This window comes from Streptomyces sp. NPDC056580 (genome assembly GCF_042793175.1).
Classification (GTDB): Bacteria; Actinomycetota; Actinomycetes; order Streptomycetales; family Streptomycetaceae; genus Streptomyces.
The window spans coordinates 22,804-42,120 of record NZ_JBHTVE010000027.1; the positions used below are offsets into that span (position 1 = coordinate 22,804).

Annotated in this window: 9 protein-coding genes and 3 pseudogenes; 6 read left to right on the top strand and 6 right to left on the bottom strand. The window is 68.5% G+C overall.

Annotation, left to right across the window (positions count from 1 at the left end; translation table 11 throughout):
- The first annotated feature begins 21 nt into the window (after positions 1–21).
- The 3 genes and pseudogenes from cas6e to ACFQ9Z_RS36915 form a co-directional block, all read left to right on the top strand.
- Positions 22–705 (top strand): type I-E CRISPR-associated protein Cas6/Cse3/CasE, encoded by a 684-nt coding sequence (gene cas6e, locus ACFQ9Z_RS36905; RefSeq protein WP_383030522.1) that lies wholly within the window; start codon positions 22–24, stop codon positions 703–705.
- A gap of 4 nt (positions 706–709) precedes the next feature.
- Positions 710–1,064, top strand: a pseudogene (locus ACFQ9Z_RS36910) (type I-E CRISPR-associated endonuclease Cas1); the annotation flags it as partial.
- Positions 1,061–1,282: pseudogene (locus tag ACFQ9Z_RS36915) on the top strand (type I-E CRISPR-associated endoribonuclease Cas2); the annotation flags it as partial. The pseudogenes ACFQ9Z_RS36910 and ACFQ9Z_RS36915, both read left to right, overlap by 4 nt.
- A gap of 776 nt (positions 1,283–2,058) precedes the next feature.
- Here ACFQ9Z_RS36915 and ACFQ9Z_RS36920 read toward each other — a convergent pair.
- A complete protein-coding gene (locus ACFQ9Z_RS36920; RefSeq protein WP_383030524.1) occupies positions 2,059–2,724 on the bottom strand; it encodes a hypothetical protein in 666 nt (221 codons plus the stop codon).
- A 551-nt stretch (positions 2,725–3,275) separates the two neighbouring features.
- Positions 3,276–3,688: pseudogene (locus tag ACFQ9Z_RS36925) on the bottom strand (hypothetical protein); the annotation flags it as partial.
- A gap of 205 nt (positions 3,689–3,893) precedes the next feature.
- On the opposite strand from ACFQ9Z_RS36925, the gene ACFQ9Z_RS36930 reads away from it, so the two are divergent.
- Positions 3,894–5,864, top strand: coding sequence for an AAA family ATPase (locus ACFQ9Z_RS36930; protein ID WP_383030526.1), 1,971 nt, complete (start codon positions 3,894–3,896; stop codon positions 5,862–5,864).
- A gap of 661 nt (positions 5,865–6,525) precedes the next feature.
- On the opposite strand, the gene ACFQ9Z_RS36935 is transcribed toward ACFQ9Z_RS36930, so the two are convergent.
- The 3 genes from ACFQ9Z_RS36935 to ACFQ9Z_RS36945 all read right to left on the bottom strand — a co-directional run bounded on the left by ACFQ9Z_RS36935 (position 6,526) and on the right by ACFQ9Z_RS36945 (position 8,093).
- A complete protein-coding gene (locus ACFQ9Z_RS36935; protein ID WP_383030528.1) occupies positions 6,526–6,723 on the bottom strand; it encodes a hypothetical protein in 198 nt (65 codons plus the stop codon).
- 31 nt (positions 6,724–6,754) lie between these two features.
- Positions 6,755–7,132 (bottom strand): hypothetical protein, encoded by a 378-nt coding sequence (locus tag ACFQ9Z_RS36940; RefSeq protein WP_383030531.1) that lies wholly within the window; start codon positions 7,130–7,132, stop codon positions 6,755–6,757.
- 101 nt (positions 7,133–7,233) lie between these two features.
- Positions 7,234–8,093, bottom strand: a protein-coding gene (locus ACFQ9Z_RS36945) for an IS5 family transposase (RefSeq protein WP_383030553.1) whose coding sequence is annotated in 2 segments (ribosomal slippage) — positions 7,234–7,727 and positions 7,727–8,093 — 861 coding nt in all. Because the reading frame shifts where the segments join, the coding sequence is not laid out codon by codon here.
- 207 nt (positions 8,094–8,300) lie between these two features.
- Here ACFQ9Z_RS36945 and ACFQ9Z_RS36950 point away from each other — a divergent pair.
- Positions 8,301–9,527, top strand: a complete 1,227-nt coding sequence (locus ACFQ9Z_RS36950; protein WP_383030555.1) for an IS701 family transposase — start codon at positions 8,301–8,303, stop codon at positions 9,525–9,527.
- 588 nt (positions 9,528–10,115) lie between these two features.
- On the opposite strand, the gene ACFQ9Z_RS36955 is transcribed toward ACFQ9Z_RS36950, so the two are convergent.
- On the bottom strand, positions 10,116–15,188 hold the full coding sequence (locus ACFQ9Z_RS36955; RefSeq protein WP_383030534.1) for a hypothetical protein: 5,073 nt from the start codon (positions 15,186–15,188) through the stop codon (positions 10,116–10,118).
- 115 nt (positions 15,189–15,303) lie between these two features.
- Here ACFQ9Z_RS36955 and ACFQ9Z_RS36960 point away from each other — a divergent pair, with 115 nt between their 5' ends.
- Positions 15,304–19,011, top strand: coding sequence for a nuclease-related domain-containing protein (locus ACFQ9Z_RS36960; protein WP_383030537.1), 3,708 nt, complete (start codon positions 15,304–15,306; stop codon positions 19,009–19,011).
- The last annotated feature ends 306 nt before the right edge of the window (positions 19,012–19,317 follow it).

Consider the following 19,317-nt stretch of genomic DNA (forward strand, 5'->3'; position numbering starts at 1 on the left):
CCTCGACCACGCGCAGCCGTCATGTCATCCTTCCCGGCCCTGCTGCCCACCGACGCACCCCCCGCAGAGGGGCCCCGCGTGCTGTGGCGACTGGACCACACCACCCGCGCCGAAGTCATGCTGTACATCGTCAGCCCCGACCAGCCCGACCTCACCCATCTCGTCGAACAGGCTGGCTGGCCCGCAGCCGCCGACCCCACCGCACCCGGCTGGCAAAGCCGCCCCTACGGCCCGCTCCTCGACCGGCTCACCACCGCAGACCGATGGGCCTTCCGCCTCACCGCCAACCCCGTCCACCACGCCCGCCGAAAAGACGACGAACCCACCAAACGCACCGCGCACATCACCCCGACGCACCAGATGGGCTGGCTCCTCAAACGCCAGGAAGCCTGCGGCTTCCGCGTCCTGGAAAAAGCAGACGGAAACCGGCTGCTCCCCGGCGGCACCACCCACAACAAGCAACCCCACCACGGCGACCGGTACGAACTGACCGTCCGCGACAAACGCACCCTCGCCTTCGACAAGCACCACAGCACCAAGGGCAGCCGCCGGGCACCCGTCAGCCTGGTCACCGTCACCTTCGACGGCCGCCTGGAGATCACCGACCCGCAACTGCTGCGCCGCGCCCTGACCCAAGGGATCGGCAAGGCCAAGGCCTACGGCTGCGGCCTGCTCACCCTGGCACCACTCGCCCCGACCGGGTGAACCGGTGACCACAGTCTCCCGGCGCCCCGCGCACACCCCCACGCCAGCTCACCCGCACCGGCGAACGGCTCTCATTCGTCTACCTCGAGCGCTGCACCGTGCACCGCGACGCCAACGCCATCACCGCCGAGGACGCCGACGGCACCACCCACATCCCGTCGGCGACCATCGGCACCCTCCTCCTCGGCCCCGGCACCCGCATCACCCACCAGGCGATGAGCGTCCTCGGCGAAACCGGCGCCGCCGTCTGCTGGGTGGGAGAGCAAGGAGTGCACTACTACGCCGGCGGCCGCGCCCTGACCCGCTCCTCGGCGCTCGCCGAAGCGCAAGCCGTGCAGTGGGCCAACGTCCGCACGAGGTCCAGCAATACGCCGGCCAAGGCCGCGCCCTCCTCGCCCACACGACGAACAACGAGCAGGGCTTCACCTTCCGCACCCACGACCATGCGTGGCACCCGGTCGACCAAGAAGGACTCACCCTGATCCGTCGCCCCAGCGCCCAAGGCCCCTCGAAAGCCACCACTGCCACACGCAAAGGCTGGAGCAACGCATCCAAGCGACGGCGATACGGCAGATGACCGCGCTTAGCTGCTTTTGTGACGTTTTGCCGGGATCGGTGAAACTGTCTTGTAACGGCCAACCCTCGTGACAAAGCCCCAGTTCACAAAGAGTGCTCCCCGCGCCCGCGGGGATGGTTCCAACCGATACGGACCGTGGATCTGGCGCTGCAAGTGCTCCCCGCGCCCGCGGGGATGGTCCCCACTTCACGTACGAGCGGCAACGGTGGGCGGTGTGCTCCCCGCGCCCACGGGGATGGTCCCGAGTACGGCACGATCTTCCGGTCGCTGAACCTGTGCTCCCCGCACCCGCGGGGATGGTCCCGTCACCCTGGGAGCCATCGACTCCCAGGGTGTGTGCTCCCCGCGCCCGCAGGGATGGTCCCTACACGTCCAACGTCTTCCCGATGTGGACCGAGTGCTCCCCGCGCCCGCGGGGATGGTCCCGTGCCCAGAACATCCTGAAGCGCCCGGGGGAAGTGCTCCCCGCGCTCGCGGGGATGGCCCCAGCCAATCGGCCGGCCAGGCCGTCCTCGAGAAGTGCTGCCCGCGCCCGCGGGGATGGTCCCGCCAAGCGCATCAAGCGGATGCTGGACCTGACGTGCTCCCCGCACCCGCGGGGATGGCCCCGGCGCCGCAGCAACCGGGCCGCCGACAAGGCTGTGCTCCCCGCACCCGCGGAGATGGCCCCCACACGTACCTCGCGCTGCTGCGCCACGAGGAGTGCTCCCCGCACCCGCGGGGATGGCCCCACCATGGCGACCCAGATGATGAACGTCGTGACCGAAACTACGTCGTCAGATCGGTCCGTCACTCCTCCCGCGGTGGTTGACCCGGCTTGGGGCGTACATGCCGCTGAGCGCACGCACTACAGCCGTTTCCGCAGCTGTGAGGCCGCGGAAACGGTCGAGTCCTGGCCCAGGCTCACCGTCAGGGCGGATTTGGGTTCTAGTCGCCTCAGCGAACTCAGTCAGTGCTTTCCCGCCGAGGCGAAGCCCGTGAACCATCTGTTCCAACAGCTCTCGGACGGACACGGAAGGATTCAGGCAGTCTTCGGCCCAGCTCGCTGTCCAGGCAAAGAGACGTTGAAGCCCTTCGTACGCATGCACGACAGAGCTCGGTGCTTCCATTTTGATGGCGTGCTCATGGCAATCAAGCGCTTGGCCGTGCTGGTTGATCCGCAGAAGCAAGTCATGTGCTTCCTGGCGCCGGTCCTCCGCCACGCAGACTTGCGCGTCGAGCAGTTGGGTCCAGGTTCCGACGACCGGCAGAACTTCCAAGTAGCGTTCCAACAGCCTTTCGCGAAGCCACTGTTCGTGCTGGTCCTTGCGTTGCGCATCGGTTTGGTATTGGACCGCCATGGCTTGACGGCGCCCTGCTAGGACCGCACCCGCGGCACCGAACAGGGCGCCGCCAAGCGCTGAGCCAGCGGAGATCAACCCAACGAAGACTTCACTGTCCATATGCGCCCCCGTGCGAGCATCTGTCAGGCATGAACTACCCACCTGCCCAGCTGAAACTCACGTTGCGGTGCCGTGGCCTCACCCCGACGGCTATTTCAGGTTGCCGCTGATGCTGCCGGAGTTCCAGGGCACGGGAGCCAGGCCAGCGACGGTCCACGCTGGCCAAGGCGCTCAGGTCGCCGCCGGTGGCGGTGGCGATGCACTCCGCCCCAAGGGCGGGCCCATGCCGGGCAGGCTGAGGATGACCTCGGAGTCCTGGTGCTAGCGGAACGAGGGTCGCAGTCCCGCCGTCCTCTGAGTAGCTGACGAGCCCGAACCCATCTGTCCGTCCGTGGAGTGAATCGGCCACGACACCCGTGCACCACACCTGTTGCACCCCGACCGCTTCTGAGCTGCGTGAATTCGAACCCCACGCTCGTGCACCCCGGAGAATCATCGGCGACTTCGACTGCTCGGGCGAGGACATCGAGCGGGACTGGGTGGCGCGCACGGGTTGTTGGAGCCACACCGAGCGGGTGCTGCTGACCTACGAGCAGGTACGCGCCTACGAGCTGCCCGCGACCGAGGGCAAGCAGCTGCTCCCAGTCGACCTCGGGGTGGGCGGGGACGACCGCGTCGACGGACGCCGTGGTGTAGAGCGCGACGTCGACGGCCCCGGCCCGGCTGGTGCCGAAGCGGACCTCGATCGACTGCGGGGAGCGGACCGATCCCAGCCGGACCATGTGGTCAAAGTCGGCACGGCGCACCCGGAGGCGGGCGGCGGCCTGCTCGGGTCCGAGCGGGGTACCGGCGGCGACAGGGCCGCCAGGTCCTCGCGGCGGCAGGCCTCCGCGACCTGGTCGGGGTGGTGCAGCGTTCCGTCCGGGTTCGCGCTCAGGTCGACCAGGAGGCCGCGGTCGACGAACCGGCGCACCACGAACGCCGTCACGTTCGCCTTCTCGCCGATCACGTTCAGGATGCCGAGCACCTAGGGCGCGGATGCGGGGTTCGATGCCGACTGGGCCGGGGCCGTTCAGGAGGTTGAGGGAAAGCGGGGGCCTTTGTCAGTGCCCGCCCACATACTGGCGGATCAAGCCAGTGCCGATGCGGTTGTGGCCTCCTCGTGCATGTGAGATCCGCCGCTGTCGGCTGTTCGACCAGGGCGACGTGGCCCCGGGAGGGAAGTGCCGATGCTATTGCAGACGGTCGAGATCGACGCGTTCCGGAATTTCACCAATAAGCAGACCATGACGGTCGATTCCGGCGTGACGTGCCTGATCGGCAAAAACGAGTCGGGCAAAACGACGATCCTCAAGGCCCTACACCGGCTGCATCCTGCCAACGAGCCGGATCGGTTCGACCTGACCAAGGACTACCCGCGCCGTCACCTGGCGCGTGACCGGCGCACGAAGGACCTGGACGAGGTCGCGCCGGTCACGGCGGTCTTCTCCCTCGAGGAAGCCGACCTCGACGCGCTAGAGGACCAGCTGGGCATACGCCCGCCGGCCCAGACCCTGGTGGAGGCGTCGCGGACGTACGGTGGTGAGCTGGAGGTCGGGATCTCCTGCTCCCTGGAGCATGTGCTGGAACTGGTGATCCAGGAGACCGGCATCGATGACCCCGACGACCGCGAGCTCCTCGTGCAGGGGCAGTCCGTGCCCGACATCGTGACCGCGGTGAAGGCCCGCGCCAAGCAACTCAAGGAAGACAAGAAGACGGCCCGTGCCAAGGTGCTGGACAAGGTGCCGGCCGAGCTGAGCAAGTACAAGCTGCTGCTGGACGGCGACCTGGACGAGGACCAGACGCAGGACCTGGCCAACCTCCTGCCGAAGTTCTTCTACTTTTCGACCTATGAACTGCTGCCGGGCGAGTGCGATCTGAACTCCCTTGCCGAGCGCACCAAGGCTGGAAGACGACGCAAGGGAGACGGGACGATCCTGTCGCTGCTCCGCCTTGCCGGTGAGGGCCCCGAGGACTTCCTCGACGAGGACTACGACAGCCGCAAGGCCGAGCTCCAAGCGGCCAGCATGGAACTGAGCGATCAGGTTTTCGAATACTGGAAGCAGAACGACGCACTCACCGTCGCGTTCGACACGGACCTCATCCCCATGCCAGCCGACGCCAACGGCCAGCCGCAGCCGCATCACCGCATCCTGAAGATCGAACTGCGCGATGAGCGCCACGGAGTGGAAACGAACTTCGCCACCCGCTCCACCGGCTTCCAGTGGTTCTTCTCCTTCCTCGCCGCGTTCAGCGCCTACCGTGACCGAGCTGAACGTGTCGTGGTGCTCTTGGACGAGCCCGGCACCAGCCTGCACGGCGAGGCCCAGGGCGACTTCCTGCGCTACATCTACGGAGAACTCGGTACGAAGCAGCAGGTTCTCTACACCACACATTCCCAGCACATGATCGACCCCACCCGGTACGAGACCATGCGCGCCATCCACGACCAAGCCACGCGCAAGGACCCCAGCCTCGGAGTCGTGATCACGCCGGTCAGCCTGTCCGCCGACCCCAAGACGATCCTTCCGGTGGAAGCCGCGCTCGGATACTCCGTCGCCCAGCACCTCTTCCTCGGCGCCGGACCGCTCTTGGCCGTGGAAGGCAGCAGCGACTTCATCTTCCTCATGCGCATGTCCGACTACCTGATCAGCCAGGGCCGCACCGGCCTCGATCCCCGACTGGCGATCATCCCGGTCGGCGGCATCGGCAACATGCCGGCCTTCGTCGCCGTCATGGGACGTCGGCTGTCCGTCCGTGCGCTCATCGACGGAGCCGAGACAACCAAGGTGACCACCAAGGTCCTCAGCGCCGCTCGGGCCGCCAACGTCGACGCCACGCACATCACCGTCATCGGCCAACTCGAAGGACTCCCCGAGACGGCCGACATCGAGGACCTGTTCTCCACCAAGGACTATCTCTGGCTCCACAATAGGGCTACCGACGTCATCATCGAGGAGGCAAACCTGATCCCCTCGGACAAGCCCCTGCCGATCCTCCAGCGCATCGGGATTGCCCGGGACAAGCAGAACAAGCCGCGGGACTTCGACCATGTCGGCCCCGCACACCAGCTCACCCGTGACAAGGACGCCTTCTTCGAACAGGTCGATGACGAGACCCTTGACCGGTTCGAGATCGTCTTCAAGAAGCTGACAGCCTGACACGCCGACGGCATGTGACTCCGGACCACCGTGCCCTTGGGTCTCATGCCGTCCGGCTCCACGGTCGGCGGCGTCACACCCTTTCGGCTGCCTGACGCCTGCTCACACCATCGGGGTGGAAAACAGCCGGTCCATGCGCACCGTCGGCCGTCCCGGGCACCCGGAGGTGGTTGCGAGCGGGGGCGGCGGCGGCCGACAAGGTTGCCGCAGCGGCAGTTCGCGGGTTTGCGGCGTGGCGGGGAGTGTCCAGGAGGCCGAGCAGGTGCCTGGAGGGGCGCTGTTTACCGTTGCCCGCGAGCTCGACGCCCGGGAAGTGTTGGGTCATCCCCCTGGAGCGATCAAGGCCAGCCCTCGACCCGGGCAGCGAGGCGACCGCACGAGGGCAGGGGGGGCGGGCCCGTGGGCGGCTGCGCGCGTCGGATGGGGGCCCGCATCGGGAGGGTGAAGCTGTAGCCGGAGGCCTGGAGAACTTCGCTGTCCACGCGCGGCAGCGTGTGGAAGGTCGCGTCGGCGTCTTGGCCGCGACGATCCCCGCGCCCGCGGATCGCCACCCTGAAGGACTTGTGGGGGTGCGGACGCTGAACGAGTTGATCTACCAGTACGCGTTGTCCCCGGACCGCACCGTAAACGACAGCGAGGCCGCCGACACGGAGTCGGCGGCCTAGGCCTGCTCGGGGACGTGCTGGTGCTCGTCCCGGTGCGCCCCGCACGCCTGCCCGAACGTGTCCGTGCGGCAGGGGCCAGGGCCTTCGTACACGTGGTCCCAGATGCTGGCCACGCTGATGCTGGTCTGTCCGGGCAGTGGGGGCTGTGCGGGGCGGGAGAGGATCGCCTCGAGGTCCCTGAGCCCGAACGTCACCCCGCTCCCGTCCCCTCAAGCTGCTGGTCCGTCACCGGTTCTCGCACTTCTGCTCGATGATCAGTGCGGCTTCGTCCCAGTCGAGGTCGTCTGCGGTGTCCGGGTTGGACTTCTCCGCGCCGGCCTTCATGGATACGGCGGCCCAGTCGGTGCCGAACTGGTCGATGCTCTGGCACATCGTGTCGCGTTCGGCCGGGGTTTTCTGATTCCAGGTGTTCTCGATGGCGGTGGCGGTGTCGAGGGCGTCGGGGCTGGTTCCGTCGTCGTCGGTGTAGCCGGTGTCGGTGTCGTCGGCGGGCTGCTCGATGCCCGTGTCGGAGTCGCTGCTGGTGTCGTCGGGGGAGCCGGCGCAGGCGGTGAGGAGGCCGAGGAGGGCGAGGGCGGGGGCTATGCGGCGCAGGCGGGTCACTGGTGCTCCTTGCGGCTGTTGGGTGCGGGGATGTCGACGGGCGGCCGCATCAACCGCGCATCTCGACGGCGTACAGGGTGATCATGCACTAGGGTCCGTCTTCAAACGGATCTTGCCCAGAGCAGGAACGACGCGAGACTGACCGCTGCTTCGTATGAGGTAGCGGTCTTGTCATACCTGGTGGCGACGCCGCGGAAGCCTTTGAGTCGGTTGAAGCAGCGCTCGACGATGTTGCGTTGTCGGTAGGTCTGCCGGTCGAATGCCGGTGGCCGGCCTCCGCGTCGGCCGCGGTTGCGGCGGTGACGCTTCTGGTCGTTCTTCTCCGGGATGGTGCAGGCGATGCCGCGTTTGCGCAGGTAAGCGCGAAAGCCTCGGGAGCTGTAGGCCTTGTCCGCGATGACATGGTCGGGCCTGCAGCGTGGTCGTCCGACGCCGGTGCGCGGAACGTGGATGCGCTCAAGGAGGGGTCGTGCGCAGCTGCTGTCGTGCCGTTGGCCGGGTGTCAGCAGGATCGCGAGGGGCCGGCCGCGGCCGTCGCAGGCGAGGTGGATCTTTGTGGTCAGTCCGCCTCGGGATCGACCGAGGGCGTGATCGTCCGGTTCGTCCGGCCGGCGCTTCCCCCTTTTCGGCCCGTCGCGGCGGCGTGCTGGTGGGCACGGACGATGGTGGAGTCGATCTGGACGAGCCAGTCGATGTCGCCGGCCGCGTCCGCACGAGCTTGGATCTGCTGGAGGGCTCGCGCGAAGACGCCGTCGATGGCGTAGCGGCGGAAGCGGGTGTAGACGGTCTTCCATGGGCCGTAACGTTCTGGCAGGTCACGCCAGGAAATACCGGTCCGGATCTTGTAGACCATCCCATTGATCACCCGACGGTCCTCAACCCGAGGCCGGCCTCTGCCGGCACTTGGTATCAACGGAGCCAGTAACTCCCACTCGGCATCGGTGAGTTCATGACGACGAATCACGGCACCATGATCCACCATCGAACGATCATTTGAAGACGGACCCTAATACTCCAGCCGGACTTCTGTATTTGTGCTGGTCAACGGCTTGGCGGTGGGGAGTGTAGCGGGGGTTGGGCATGCGCGGGACGGTCTTGGACAGGTCGTCCCACCAACGTGTGTCCGCGCCGCATGCAGTGACAGCGCGACGAGCAGTCCGTTCTCGTGATCCACGACGCACCAACGAATGCTTGGGACCTGGAACTCGAAGAACTCTTCCTGCGCACCGGAGCCCGCTTCTCCCGGGTGGAGTCCCGGCGGCGGATGCGGGACTACGTCCGCGGACTGCTCGGCCCGGTCGGCCGAAAGAACAGCTGGCAACTCGCCGAGTACGCCGGCCATGCCACCCCGCACGGTCTGCAGCACCTGCTCTCCCACAGCCGGTGGGACGCTGACGGCCTGCGCGACGACCTCCAGGCCTACATCGCAGAACAACTCGGCACGCAGAACGGCGTGTTGATCCTCGACGACACCGGCTTCGTGAAGAAGGGCACCACTTCCGCGGGGGTGCAGCGCCAGTACTCCGGCACGGCCGGACGGACAGAGAATTGCCAGATCGGGGTCTTTGCCGCCTACGCCACCACCCGCGGCCACGCTCTTGTCGACCGTGAACTCTACCTGCCCAAGTCCTGGACCGAGGACCGCAAACGCTGCCAAGCGGCTCGCATCCCCGACGAGCGTGTCTTCGCCACCAAGGGTGAGCTGGCCCGCGACATGATCCTGCGCGCTCTGGTCTCCCCGCTTCCCATCGCCTGGGTGACTGCGGATTCTGCCTACGGGCAGGACTCGCACTTCCGGCGCTTCCTGGAGGATGCCGAGCTGTCCTACGTGGTCGCCGTCCCCAAGTCACAGCAGGTCAACGGCCCGCGCATCGACCATCTCATCGCTCAGGCCCCGCCCGAGGCATGGCAGCGTCTGTCGGCAGGGCCGGGAGCCAAAGGCGAACGGTTCTATGACTGGGCCGCCGCCCGCCTGCCCGCCGTGACCGAGTCCGGCATCGACGAGCCGACACGGCAGAGGTGGGTGCTGGCCCGCCGCAGCATCAGCAGGCCCGACGAGATCGCCTACTACCTCGCCTGCGCTCCACTGGACGCAACCGTCGCCGACCTGGTCCGCGTCGCCGGCTGCCGCTGGAAGATCGAGGAGTGTTTCCAGAGCGCGAAAAACGAGTGCGGCCTGGACCAGTACGAGGTCTGCCGCTACGTGGGCTGGCACCGGCACATCACGCTTGCCATGCTCGCCCACGCGTTCCTCGCGGTGATGGCCGTGCAGGAACGTGAAAAGGGGGTGCCGAGGCCGACACACCCGACCTCGTGGACCTCACACCAGCCGAAATCCGTCGTCTGCTGGCAACTCAGTCCCGCCACCGTCCTGCACGCCGCGATCACGCGGTGAACTGGTCACGATGGCGCCGCCGTCACCAGGCACGAGCCCGACGCTGTCACTACAAGCGGCGCGGACACACGTTGGGGGGACGACCTGTCCAAGACCGTCCCGCGCATGCCCAACCCCCGCTACACTCCCCACCGCCAAGCCGTTGACCAGCACAAATACAGAAGTCCGGCTGGAGTACTAATACTGCCGTCCCAGTTTTTGGAACGGCAGTAAGCGATTCGTCTACGCCCACTCGACGCCCAGCTTCCGGAGTGCGTCGATGTACAGGAGCAATCTGTCTGATCAGCAGATGGGCCCTTAGCCTGCACTGATCATTTTGTGATGCTTTCGCGGGTGGATGATCGTGGGGCGTCAGTAGGGCAGTGACTAGGGGAGCGCTGGGCTGAGGTAGGGGGCCCTGACCTGCGGATTCGTCAGGCAGTCTGGGTGGATGATCAGTTCGTGTCATCTGCATTGCGTACGGTTCAGGTGCAGTGATCATTGGTATGCGGAGGCGCTTGGCGATCCGTCTGCCGTCATGGGTTCGAGCGCCTTCGTACGCAGGCGGGAGCCGTGCCGCAGCAGGGCTTTCTGTCGTTGGCGGCGGTATCAGGTGTGGTTGGTCCTGACGCGGGTGAGTTGTTGTTGGACGGCTAGTTCATGGCCAGGACGTAGGCCGACGGTCTGGCTGTATTCGCGCCACTGGCGGAGGTCGGTGGTGCGGGGCTGGCGTTCGCCGAACAGGCCGAGGATCAAGGTGGCGTTGAGGGTGCGCAGGCGTTGTCCGAGCCAGTCCCGCCGGATGAGGAGGGTGTCGACGGATCCGGTAGGCCGGTGGCCGGTCAGGGCCCGCACGACCCGGGAGCCGTCGCTGGTGTACCAGTCGCCGTTGTCGGGGTCGCGCGTGAGGCCTGCGCCGTGCAGGAGCTGGTGGGAGGGCAGTGACAGGCCGACGGGTGCGTCCAGGGAGCAGTCGTGGCCGCTGGCGCTCCAGTTGTACTCCTGGACAGCTGGCACCGCGTGCAGGGGTCGACCATCGGTATCGCAGGCGATGTCACGTGCATTGGTGTCAGGTTGTGGGTCGGTGGCGTCCATGCTCGCCGGACGGCTCCAGCGTTCGGCCAGCTCTTGAAGCTGTTGTTCCCGTGTAGAGCTCTGGGCGAGTCCGAGCTCGCCCAGGAGATCGTTGAGGTAGTCGCTCGCTTGGGTGGCATCGTCACCGGTCATGGCCGTGCGCCTGCGGCCGGCGGGCGGTCGCGGTGCTGGGGAGGAGGCCGACCGCGGCGTGTCGGTGTCGGCACCGTAGTCAGTGAACCACATCTCATTGTCCAGGCCGTCCCGCTCGGGGGCGTGCCGGGGGATGTCGGCGAGGTAGATGCCGTGCCAGGAGGGGATCTCGGGCATCCAGCGGCCCATGAGGGTTCGCGGGGCGAGGAAATCCATCGCGGACTCGTAGTGGGCTTCCTCCAGCAGCCAGCTGTGGATGAGGTGCCACTGTTCGGCCTGTCCCTTCCACTCGGGCCCGCCGATGCTGTCTGCGACGTACTCGTACAGGACGGCCCACTGCTGGCCCTGGCCGTCTTCGCGTACGGCGAGCGTGCCGAGATCGGGCAGCCCGGTGTCCTGTTGCAGCCAGTCGGCGAGCTGGTCGGATGCCGGCAGCACGGGCGGCGGGGGATCCCACCGACCGTCGGGAGCGATGAGAGGGAACGTGGCGTGAGCGGTGTTCGCCGCGGCCGTGTCCTCGGGCTCAGTTGTTGAGGTCGAGGAGAGCGGGTGCGCGGCAGGGGGCAGGGTGGGGTCGATGTCGAGGAGCAGCAGGGCTGCGGCGCCTGGATACTGTGCCGGGTCACCGGCGTGCGTCTGGATTACGTGCCGATGGTTGGCGAGGCGTTCGACCAGCGCGTGCAGGCCCAGCCACTGGTACTTTTTGCCGATGCGCTCGGCCTTGTGCCCCTCGCGTCCGCGGCCGGCGCCGCGCATGTTGTCGAAGGCGGAGAACCGCTCAGGTGTCCATCCGCGCTGTGCGGCGTTGTCGAGGATCCAGCGGCTGGCCCATTCCTTGCCCACCGGCGTGTCTGCGAGCTGCTCCTCGCGCGTCGGCGACTGTGCGCACTGCTCAAGCAGCTGCTGCTGTTCGTCCGTCAACACGCGCCGGGCACGCCAGCGTTCGCTTAGCAGCCGGGTGACAGCCTGGGGTGTGCCCAGTGCGTCGCGTACGGATGCGGGTAGGCTCTGGGCAAAGCCCTCCACCTTGTCGGGCACCAGCAGCGGGGGCTGTTCACGCCGCTTGTAGGCCGGCGCCGGGGCGGCGGACGTGGCCAGGGGGAGCTGGCTGAAGGTTCTGACTGCCGGCTGGATTTCGTAGCTTGTGAAGTCCGCCAGGCCCAGCAGGGAGGCGCGCAGACTTCCCCACAGCCTCTCGTCGTCCGCGTCCCGTGACGGGTAGCGGGCGTCGATGGTCTTTTCGTCTGGTGCCGGGCCGGGGTCGGGGCACGGGTGGGGGTGGGCGCAGCGCGCGACGTCGTCCTCGGAGATGAGGCCTGCCTCGAACGCGTCCTGAACGACGCGGGAGGCGGCGTCGCACAGTAGGGCGTTGGCGGACGCGTGGGCGGGGGAGGCGACGTCGCCGTAGACGTGGGCTAGCAGACGGCCGGCCACGTCTGCCAGCAGGGTGTGATGGCCGGTGCTTGCGCGGGTGCGGGCCACCACGCCGTGCGCCACGACGGCGAGCCGTTCGAAGACGTAGGGGTCATCGATCGCACGGACATCGGTGTGAAGGAATTGGTCCAGCAGCGTAGTGAGGACCTGCGGGTATCCCAGCAGCAACTGCACCAGCGCCTTGGTGGCCCGGTCCCGCAGGAAGCGGTTGGAGGAGGTGAGGGTCCACACCAAGGTGGTGGCTGCCAGTCGCACCACCTCGTCCTGCGGGGGCTGATGGGCCACCGCCGATGTCTTGGTGCTGCCCGCGCGTCGCGGTGCCCACGGTGCAGCCGCCGCCGCGGGGGAGGGGCGCAGCTGCGGTGGAGTGGGCAGCTGCTCGGCCCAGCGCAGCAGGCGGTGCAGCGCCCCTGACCGGTCGAGCACGTCGTAGATCGGGATGCCCCACTTGACGTCCCGATCTGCGGGCACCATCGCGCACAGCGTCCGGTGCAGATAGTCGGCGTTGAGGAGGTGACCCGTCTGGGCACTCACGCCTAGCGTTGCCTCCAGAACCATCGGTCCCAGGTCGAACTGGTCGGCTGCTTGCTGAAGCAGGACGGCAGTCCGCCTGCTGACGCTACGGGTGTCGCGCAACGCCAGCGTGCGTACCAGGCTCACATACAGCGCGAACCTCGTGTGTCTACCGTGACCATCGGTGTCGGCGTCCTGGCCAGCGCCAAGGAGATCGATCAGCTCGCGGCCGGTGCGTTCGGCGAGCAGCACGGTGGCCGCCTCCACCAGGTTGGGGGAAGCCGCCTCCAGCCAGGTCCGCAACGGCGATGCGGGGGCCAGCATGCCTGCAGAGGAGGCGGCCTCCACCTCGGCGGCGTGCTCGGTGAGCATCGCGTCGACGATGCGGTCATCGCTGAAGGCCTGGTAGCCGAACCCATATCCGGCTTCCGGCTGCCCGTCGACAGTGCGGAAGCGCTCGCTGGCCAGCACCCCGTGCACCACCATCTGCCCGAGCAGGGTGTCCGGCCACCGGGTCAGGTGCGCGGCGAACGGCGCGATGATGTCGCGCACCTGCTGCTGGGACAGGACCTCCCGGCCGGCGCTGGCCATCTGCCAGGCCAGTTCCTTCACCGCTCGCTGCACGACCCGCTCACTGGCATCCATGTGCAGCGCCAGGTGGATCTGGTGGGCCCTGCGCTGAAGGAAGCTGTCGAACACTGCGCTGCGGTGCTGGGTGCGCGCGGTGATGCCCCGCTGCTTCTCCGGCAGGGCCTCTAGGCTCTCGCAGTACAGCTTCACAAACAGGGGGTTGGAGAAGGCCGGCGCGAGCAGCGGCGTGCGCGGCAGCGCCGACGGCGCCTTTTGCAGGTAGCTTTCCAGCGCCTCCACCTCATGCCCGGCGAACCCCGGGTGATCCGAACACGGAACGTGATGGGCCGCCACGTCAGCTGGCAGCACCACGTCCTTGAGAGAGGAGCGGCACGAGACCACCACCGCCACATGGTCATACGGTTCCGCCTGAGCCCACAGCTGCGGCAGCCGGCTGCGCCACCTGCCCGGCTCCTCCGCATCATTGAGCGCGTCAATCATCAGCAGGAACCGGGTATCGCTGGCAGCTCCGGCGGCATCCATCGCCTGCAGCAGCACCGTGTGCGACACATCGCCCAGACCCAGCTGCCGTGCGATCTCCGTCAGCGGATCCTCGGCCGCCATCAGCTCACCGAAGACGGTCACAGCAGGCCGGCCAGCCTCAAGCGCCCGGCGCGTGGCATCGACTAGCAGATGCGTCTTGCCCTGCCCCGCTTCGCCCAGCAGCACCCACGCTTTGGCTTCTGCGGCGCGTGCCTCGTCCGACCTGCACAGTGCAGACAACCGGTCGAGCGTGATCAGCAGAAACCGGATCGGGTCCGTGTCACCGGCCCGCTTGTCCTCCTCGCCGCCAATGAGCTCGAACCACTCCCGCTGCGCCTGCCGGACATCAAAGACCACCTCGGAGGCCTTCTCGGCCGCCATGGCCATGCGCTCCGCAGGCAGACCCGCCGCAGTGACCGACTCCACCGCCAGGTGCAGCTCATCAGCGATATGTGACAGCCGGGCGAGCTGGCCCTCCACTCTGACCGCCACGGACGCCAGCCGCTCAGCATCCGCATCGCGCGCCGGCGCGGACCGCGACTGCCACGCGAACTGTGCGTCGAACACGGTCGTGCGGAAGATCTCCACGCGCTGTTTAACGCGCTCGATCAACGATCCCGCCATGGCGCAGGCGTCCACTGTCGAGGCGATCGGCAACGGGATGTGATGCTGGGGCGTGTACCGGTCGCTGGCGATACGAGCCGCGCGGTCGAATTGTTCCTTCAGCCACTCGGCGCCCAAGGCACGCCGCTGGAAGAAGAACCACAGGCGGCCCTCGTTCCCCGGAGCCAGCAGCTGCTCCAGCAGTTCCCCACTGCCCAGGAGTTCCACCTCGATGTCCTCGGTCCCCTCCAGCTGCCTCTTCCAGCCGGCGACCGCCTGCTCCCACCTCTGGCGGGCGCCCACCACCGGCCTGCCCCTGCGCAGATGCGCGGGATCCGGCAGGTCGATGCACACCATGAACACCATGCGGGTCACGTTCCGGCGGGGGCGGTTTCTTCCCACGGCCTTGAGACTTTCCCGCGCCAGGGGTAGGAGATCATCAAGCTCGTGCACATACTTCACCTGAAAGCCGTGCACCCGCCCGTCCGACGCCAGGTTGTACCACTCCACCCCGCCGTCCGGCGCAGCCGTCTTGATCGTCCGCCAGCCAGGCCGAGCGGGCTCCCGCAGTTGAAAACACAGCTCCTCGAAGGCACGATCCTGACTCCCCGCCCAGGACCGGATGCTCCGCCAGTCAACCGGGTCAGCCTGTCCGTTGGACAATGCAGCTCTCCTGCGCTCGCGTTGGACAAAGAGGCCGAGCAGCTTATGCGATGAATGGGGCCAAGAAAGGCAGGCGAGGGGAAACCGTTCGTTGGTATGCGGCGGCGCTCGGACGAGCCGCTCGAACACCAGGTTGCCGGTGAGGGTGAGCGGGAGCGATCAGTCAAAACCCGTCCCACGCGCGGCGGCCCGCCTGCGAAGCTGTCCCGTCGGATCAGCCAGGCAGCAGAGCAGGAACCGCACCATGTCTTCAAGCACGCCCCCCTCGGCCGCGCACCGCCGCGTGGACTGGAAGGCCCTTGACCGGGCCCTGGCCCCGTACTCCACCGATTCCCTGATCGTGTTGCTCCATGCCGCGCTCACCTCGCCCGACTGTCAGCGCCTCCATGACCACCTGTTGCTGATGTTCACCCGCGTACTGCGCACCCCGCGCCGGCCCGGCCCACCCGCCGGAGCCGAGTACCTGCCCGGCCTGGTCAAGGCCGTCACAGATGCCGCCCCGGGACGGGGAGTCCTCACCGGACGCCACCCCAGCAACCTGCGCGCCGGCGTACGTCATGACCTCGCGGGTGAGGCGCTTGTGGTCCATCCGGGGCAGCTCACCCACCCCTTGCTCGTCCTGCGCAGCCTGCAGCTCACCGCCCTGGCCACCGACGAACCCCTCAGTGCAGCCGCCGGATTCGGGATCGCCGACGTCCTCGAGCTGGCCCTGCGCCTCACCGACCGGGCCCTGACGGCGCTCACCCCCGCCTGGCCCGACCCCCTCACCGAGAACACCAACGAGCAGATCGCCTGCCACCTCATCCCGGTCGAAGTCGATGTCGCCACCATGATCGCAACCGCCGACCCTGCCGATCTCCTTTCGACCTGTCGGCACCCGGAGCGTGCCGGACGGGCCCTGGACTGGATGACCCGTCCGATCAAGGCCCTGCCACTGCGCTACCACCCCAACACTCCGCTGCTCGGCCCCGTCCTGGCCCTTACCGCGCACGGCCGGCGCCTGCCCGTCCCCGCCGGCGCGGCGACCGACGCCATCGCCCCGGCCGCCGCCCGCCTCCTGGACAAGCTGCCGCCGGACGAACTGCCCGCGGCCGAGGAACGGTTGCAGGAGGCGACCGTCGCCCGGCTCGCCCAGCTCTTCGGCCTCGACCACATTCCCGCCCACCCCGACCCGGTGTGCCGCATGTCGTCCCCCACCTACCGCTACGACATCGCCGTCGTCAGCGCGATCACCGAAGGCACCCTCGGCCCACGCGTGGAGGAAGCCCGGGCTGCCCTGGCCGACACACCGCCGGGCCGCAGCCGCCTCGTCGTCTACGGAGGACCCCGCTTCCTGGGACCGGAACTCATCACGGACACCGCCTTCCTCCACGTCGAGGAAGTCGCTGAGATCCTCCACCACACGCAAGGCGATCCGAGCCTGCTCGCGCTATTCCTCCTGGAGCTCACCGAACACCCCGGCGTGCGCGGCGTGTTCTACGAAGACGCCCTCGACGCGTGGTCGGAATGGCACCGCAATGCCACCCTGCTGCTCCCGCGCCCCGACCGCAACGGCGTCTCCGTCGTCTCCGCCACCGACCACGATGAGGTCTGGGAACGCGCCGCAGCTCACACCAGCACCGACCGCCTCCTCAGCGCCGCGGGCCTACCGAGCCTGCGGCACTTCACACGCGCCCGGCCCACCCCGCCGGACCCCGGCGGTGCCGGCACCCACACCGACCTCGAGCACCGCACCTGCGACCAAACCCTCCTGATCCGCACGGCCACCCTGCCTCCGCTGGTCATCGTTGCCGTCCCCTCGCGGCTTCCCGGCGCCCCACTCGACGCGAGCTCCCTAGGCAGCCTCGCCGATTCTCTGCGCACCGCCCTGACCACACTCGAAGCAGTCACCGCGCACGCGACGCTCCCCGACAGCGCACCCCTCATTGTCGAAGTGACCGTCTCCGACGAGCCCCACCAGCTCCCCGCCGGCGCACCGAACGGCGTGGACGACGCCGACGGGGCGGAGTGGCTGCTCCTGCACGCCGGCGCCGACCCTGCTGCCGCGCGCATCGGCATCGTCATCGACCCGCCGCTGCTGGCTGCCTTCGCCGGCGACGGCCACCAAGGACACCGCATCTTCGGCCGGCTGCTCCACGAACTCATCACCCAAGTACGAACCGGCCGCGCCGCCGGGCCCGGCACCGACGCCGACACCTTCACCACCGCCTGGAACAGCGCCCACCCCCTTGTGCGCCTGACCGGCATCACCCACGACTGGCCACCCACCGCCCCCGCCTACACCCTGCCGCGCACTGCGCACCTGCACGCCCGCGCCCTGCGCACCGCAGCCGCGGCCCTCCGACGTGGCCGCGTGCCGGCCGGCAGCTGGCGCGGCGCCGACGCCTGCCGCCCCGGCGGGCCCGCCGAGCAGCTCCTCCACGCCCTGGAGAAGACCCTTGCCGACCAGATCAGCGGCCACCAGACGACGCTGCTCGGTGAACTCGCCCGGCACCTCAACGCCGCCTGGGCCCGTCGCACCCGGGCACTCACCGAGACCGCGGCCAACCTCGCGGCTCCCTGGGCCGACAACTGGACCGAAGAAGCCGGGCGCCGGTATAAGGACGTCGCCACGGCCACCTCCGCGCTGCACCTGCTGCTACAGCAAGCCCTCGTCACCGCGCCCACCGGCGACAAGCCCGTCGACGTGCTGGCCGTCGCCGAGCTCGCCGCGCTCGCCGAACTCCTCCTCGACACCGGCATCAGCGCGGTCGGCGCCGCACGCCGCCTCCACGACCTGTCCCTGACCGTCGACCCCAGCGGCCTGTTCACCCTCACCACCAACCCCGCCACCCCCACCGGACCAGCCCAGGCAACCCCCGGCGAACATCTGGGCTTCGACGACAGCGCCTACCACAGAGCCCGCCAACAGCGGATCATCAACGCCGCCACCAGCGCCGAGCCCGAACCCCTCGACGCGGACGCCATCCTGACGGCCGCCCGCACCCCCAACAGCTTCACCCCAGCCGTACTCCCCGCGGGAAGCCAGCTCGCCCACGCCGACCGGCTGCTCCTCCAGCACTGGGGATGCACCCTGGACGCCCTCGGAGCCGTCCTCGCCATCGCCGCTGACTGGCCCACCGACGACAGCGGCATCGCCACGGTCACCACCGAGACCCTGGTCGCCGAGAGCACCACCTGGTCCGGCCTTCCCACCGACCACCTGCACGCCGCCGTCGACCACCTGAGCCTGCATCCCGGCAACGCCGCCGGCACGGGTGAGCACTCCTACACAGAAGTCGAACGCCGCACCCGGCCCCTGACCCACCCCCTCATCGCCGACGGAAAGCAGCTGCTCATCCTGCCCTGGCTCGCTCACGCCTCCCGCGAAGCCTACGCCGCCTACCTCGACGAAGGCCGCCTGCCGCACCCCGACCTGCCCGCCCCCGTCAGCCAGGCCCTCTCCCGCCACCGCCAGCAACTTGACCAACGCCTGGAACAGGACGTACGGGATGCCGCCCGCGCGGCGCAACTGCCGCACCGCTATCGCCTGTTGGAGAAGACTGCCACCGAGATCGGTGTCCCCGGCCTGGCCGGCGAGATCGACCTGTTGGTCGCCGACCCGCACAGGGGCCGCCTGTGGGTGATCGAAGCGAAGAACCCCACCGGAGCCGTCGCCTCGCACGCCATGCAGCAGCACATCAAAAAGTTCACCGCCCGCTACCGCGACAAGCTGCTCGCCAAAGCCGCCACCGTCGCCGCCCACGCCGCCCACGCGGCCGCGGCCTGCGGCGTCGACGGCGAGCAGCCCTGGCGCGTCCTCCCGCTGATGGTTACGCGCACCATCGAGCCGGCCGCCTTCCTCGCCGACCCCCGTGTCCCCTACACCACCGCTGACCGTCTCACCGCGGTCTTCACCCGCCCAGACGACCCCGAACCCGGCTGGGTACCGCCCCCGCAGTCGCCCCAGTGATGCCTGCCAGATGCCACAGACACCCCGCCACACGAAGCCGGTGCACCGATCCTCGCCGAGGAAGCGAAGTCCAGCGTGACAGCCAGTTTGTGGCCGAGCAGACGTGCCAGCTCCCGGACGAGCAGCTCGCCAGGGGCTGCGCCCAGCAGCAGCACACGGGCCGGAGCTGGTAGCCAGATGCGGAGCGGACAACTGTCCACGGTCGTCTTCCTGAAGGGCGCCCGACACGTGGTCATCGTCGCCTGCCTACTGCTGCCGATGTCGCTTTCGTGTTGCGCGGGATCGCCCGCGGCTGACCTGCACCCC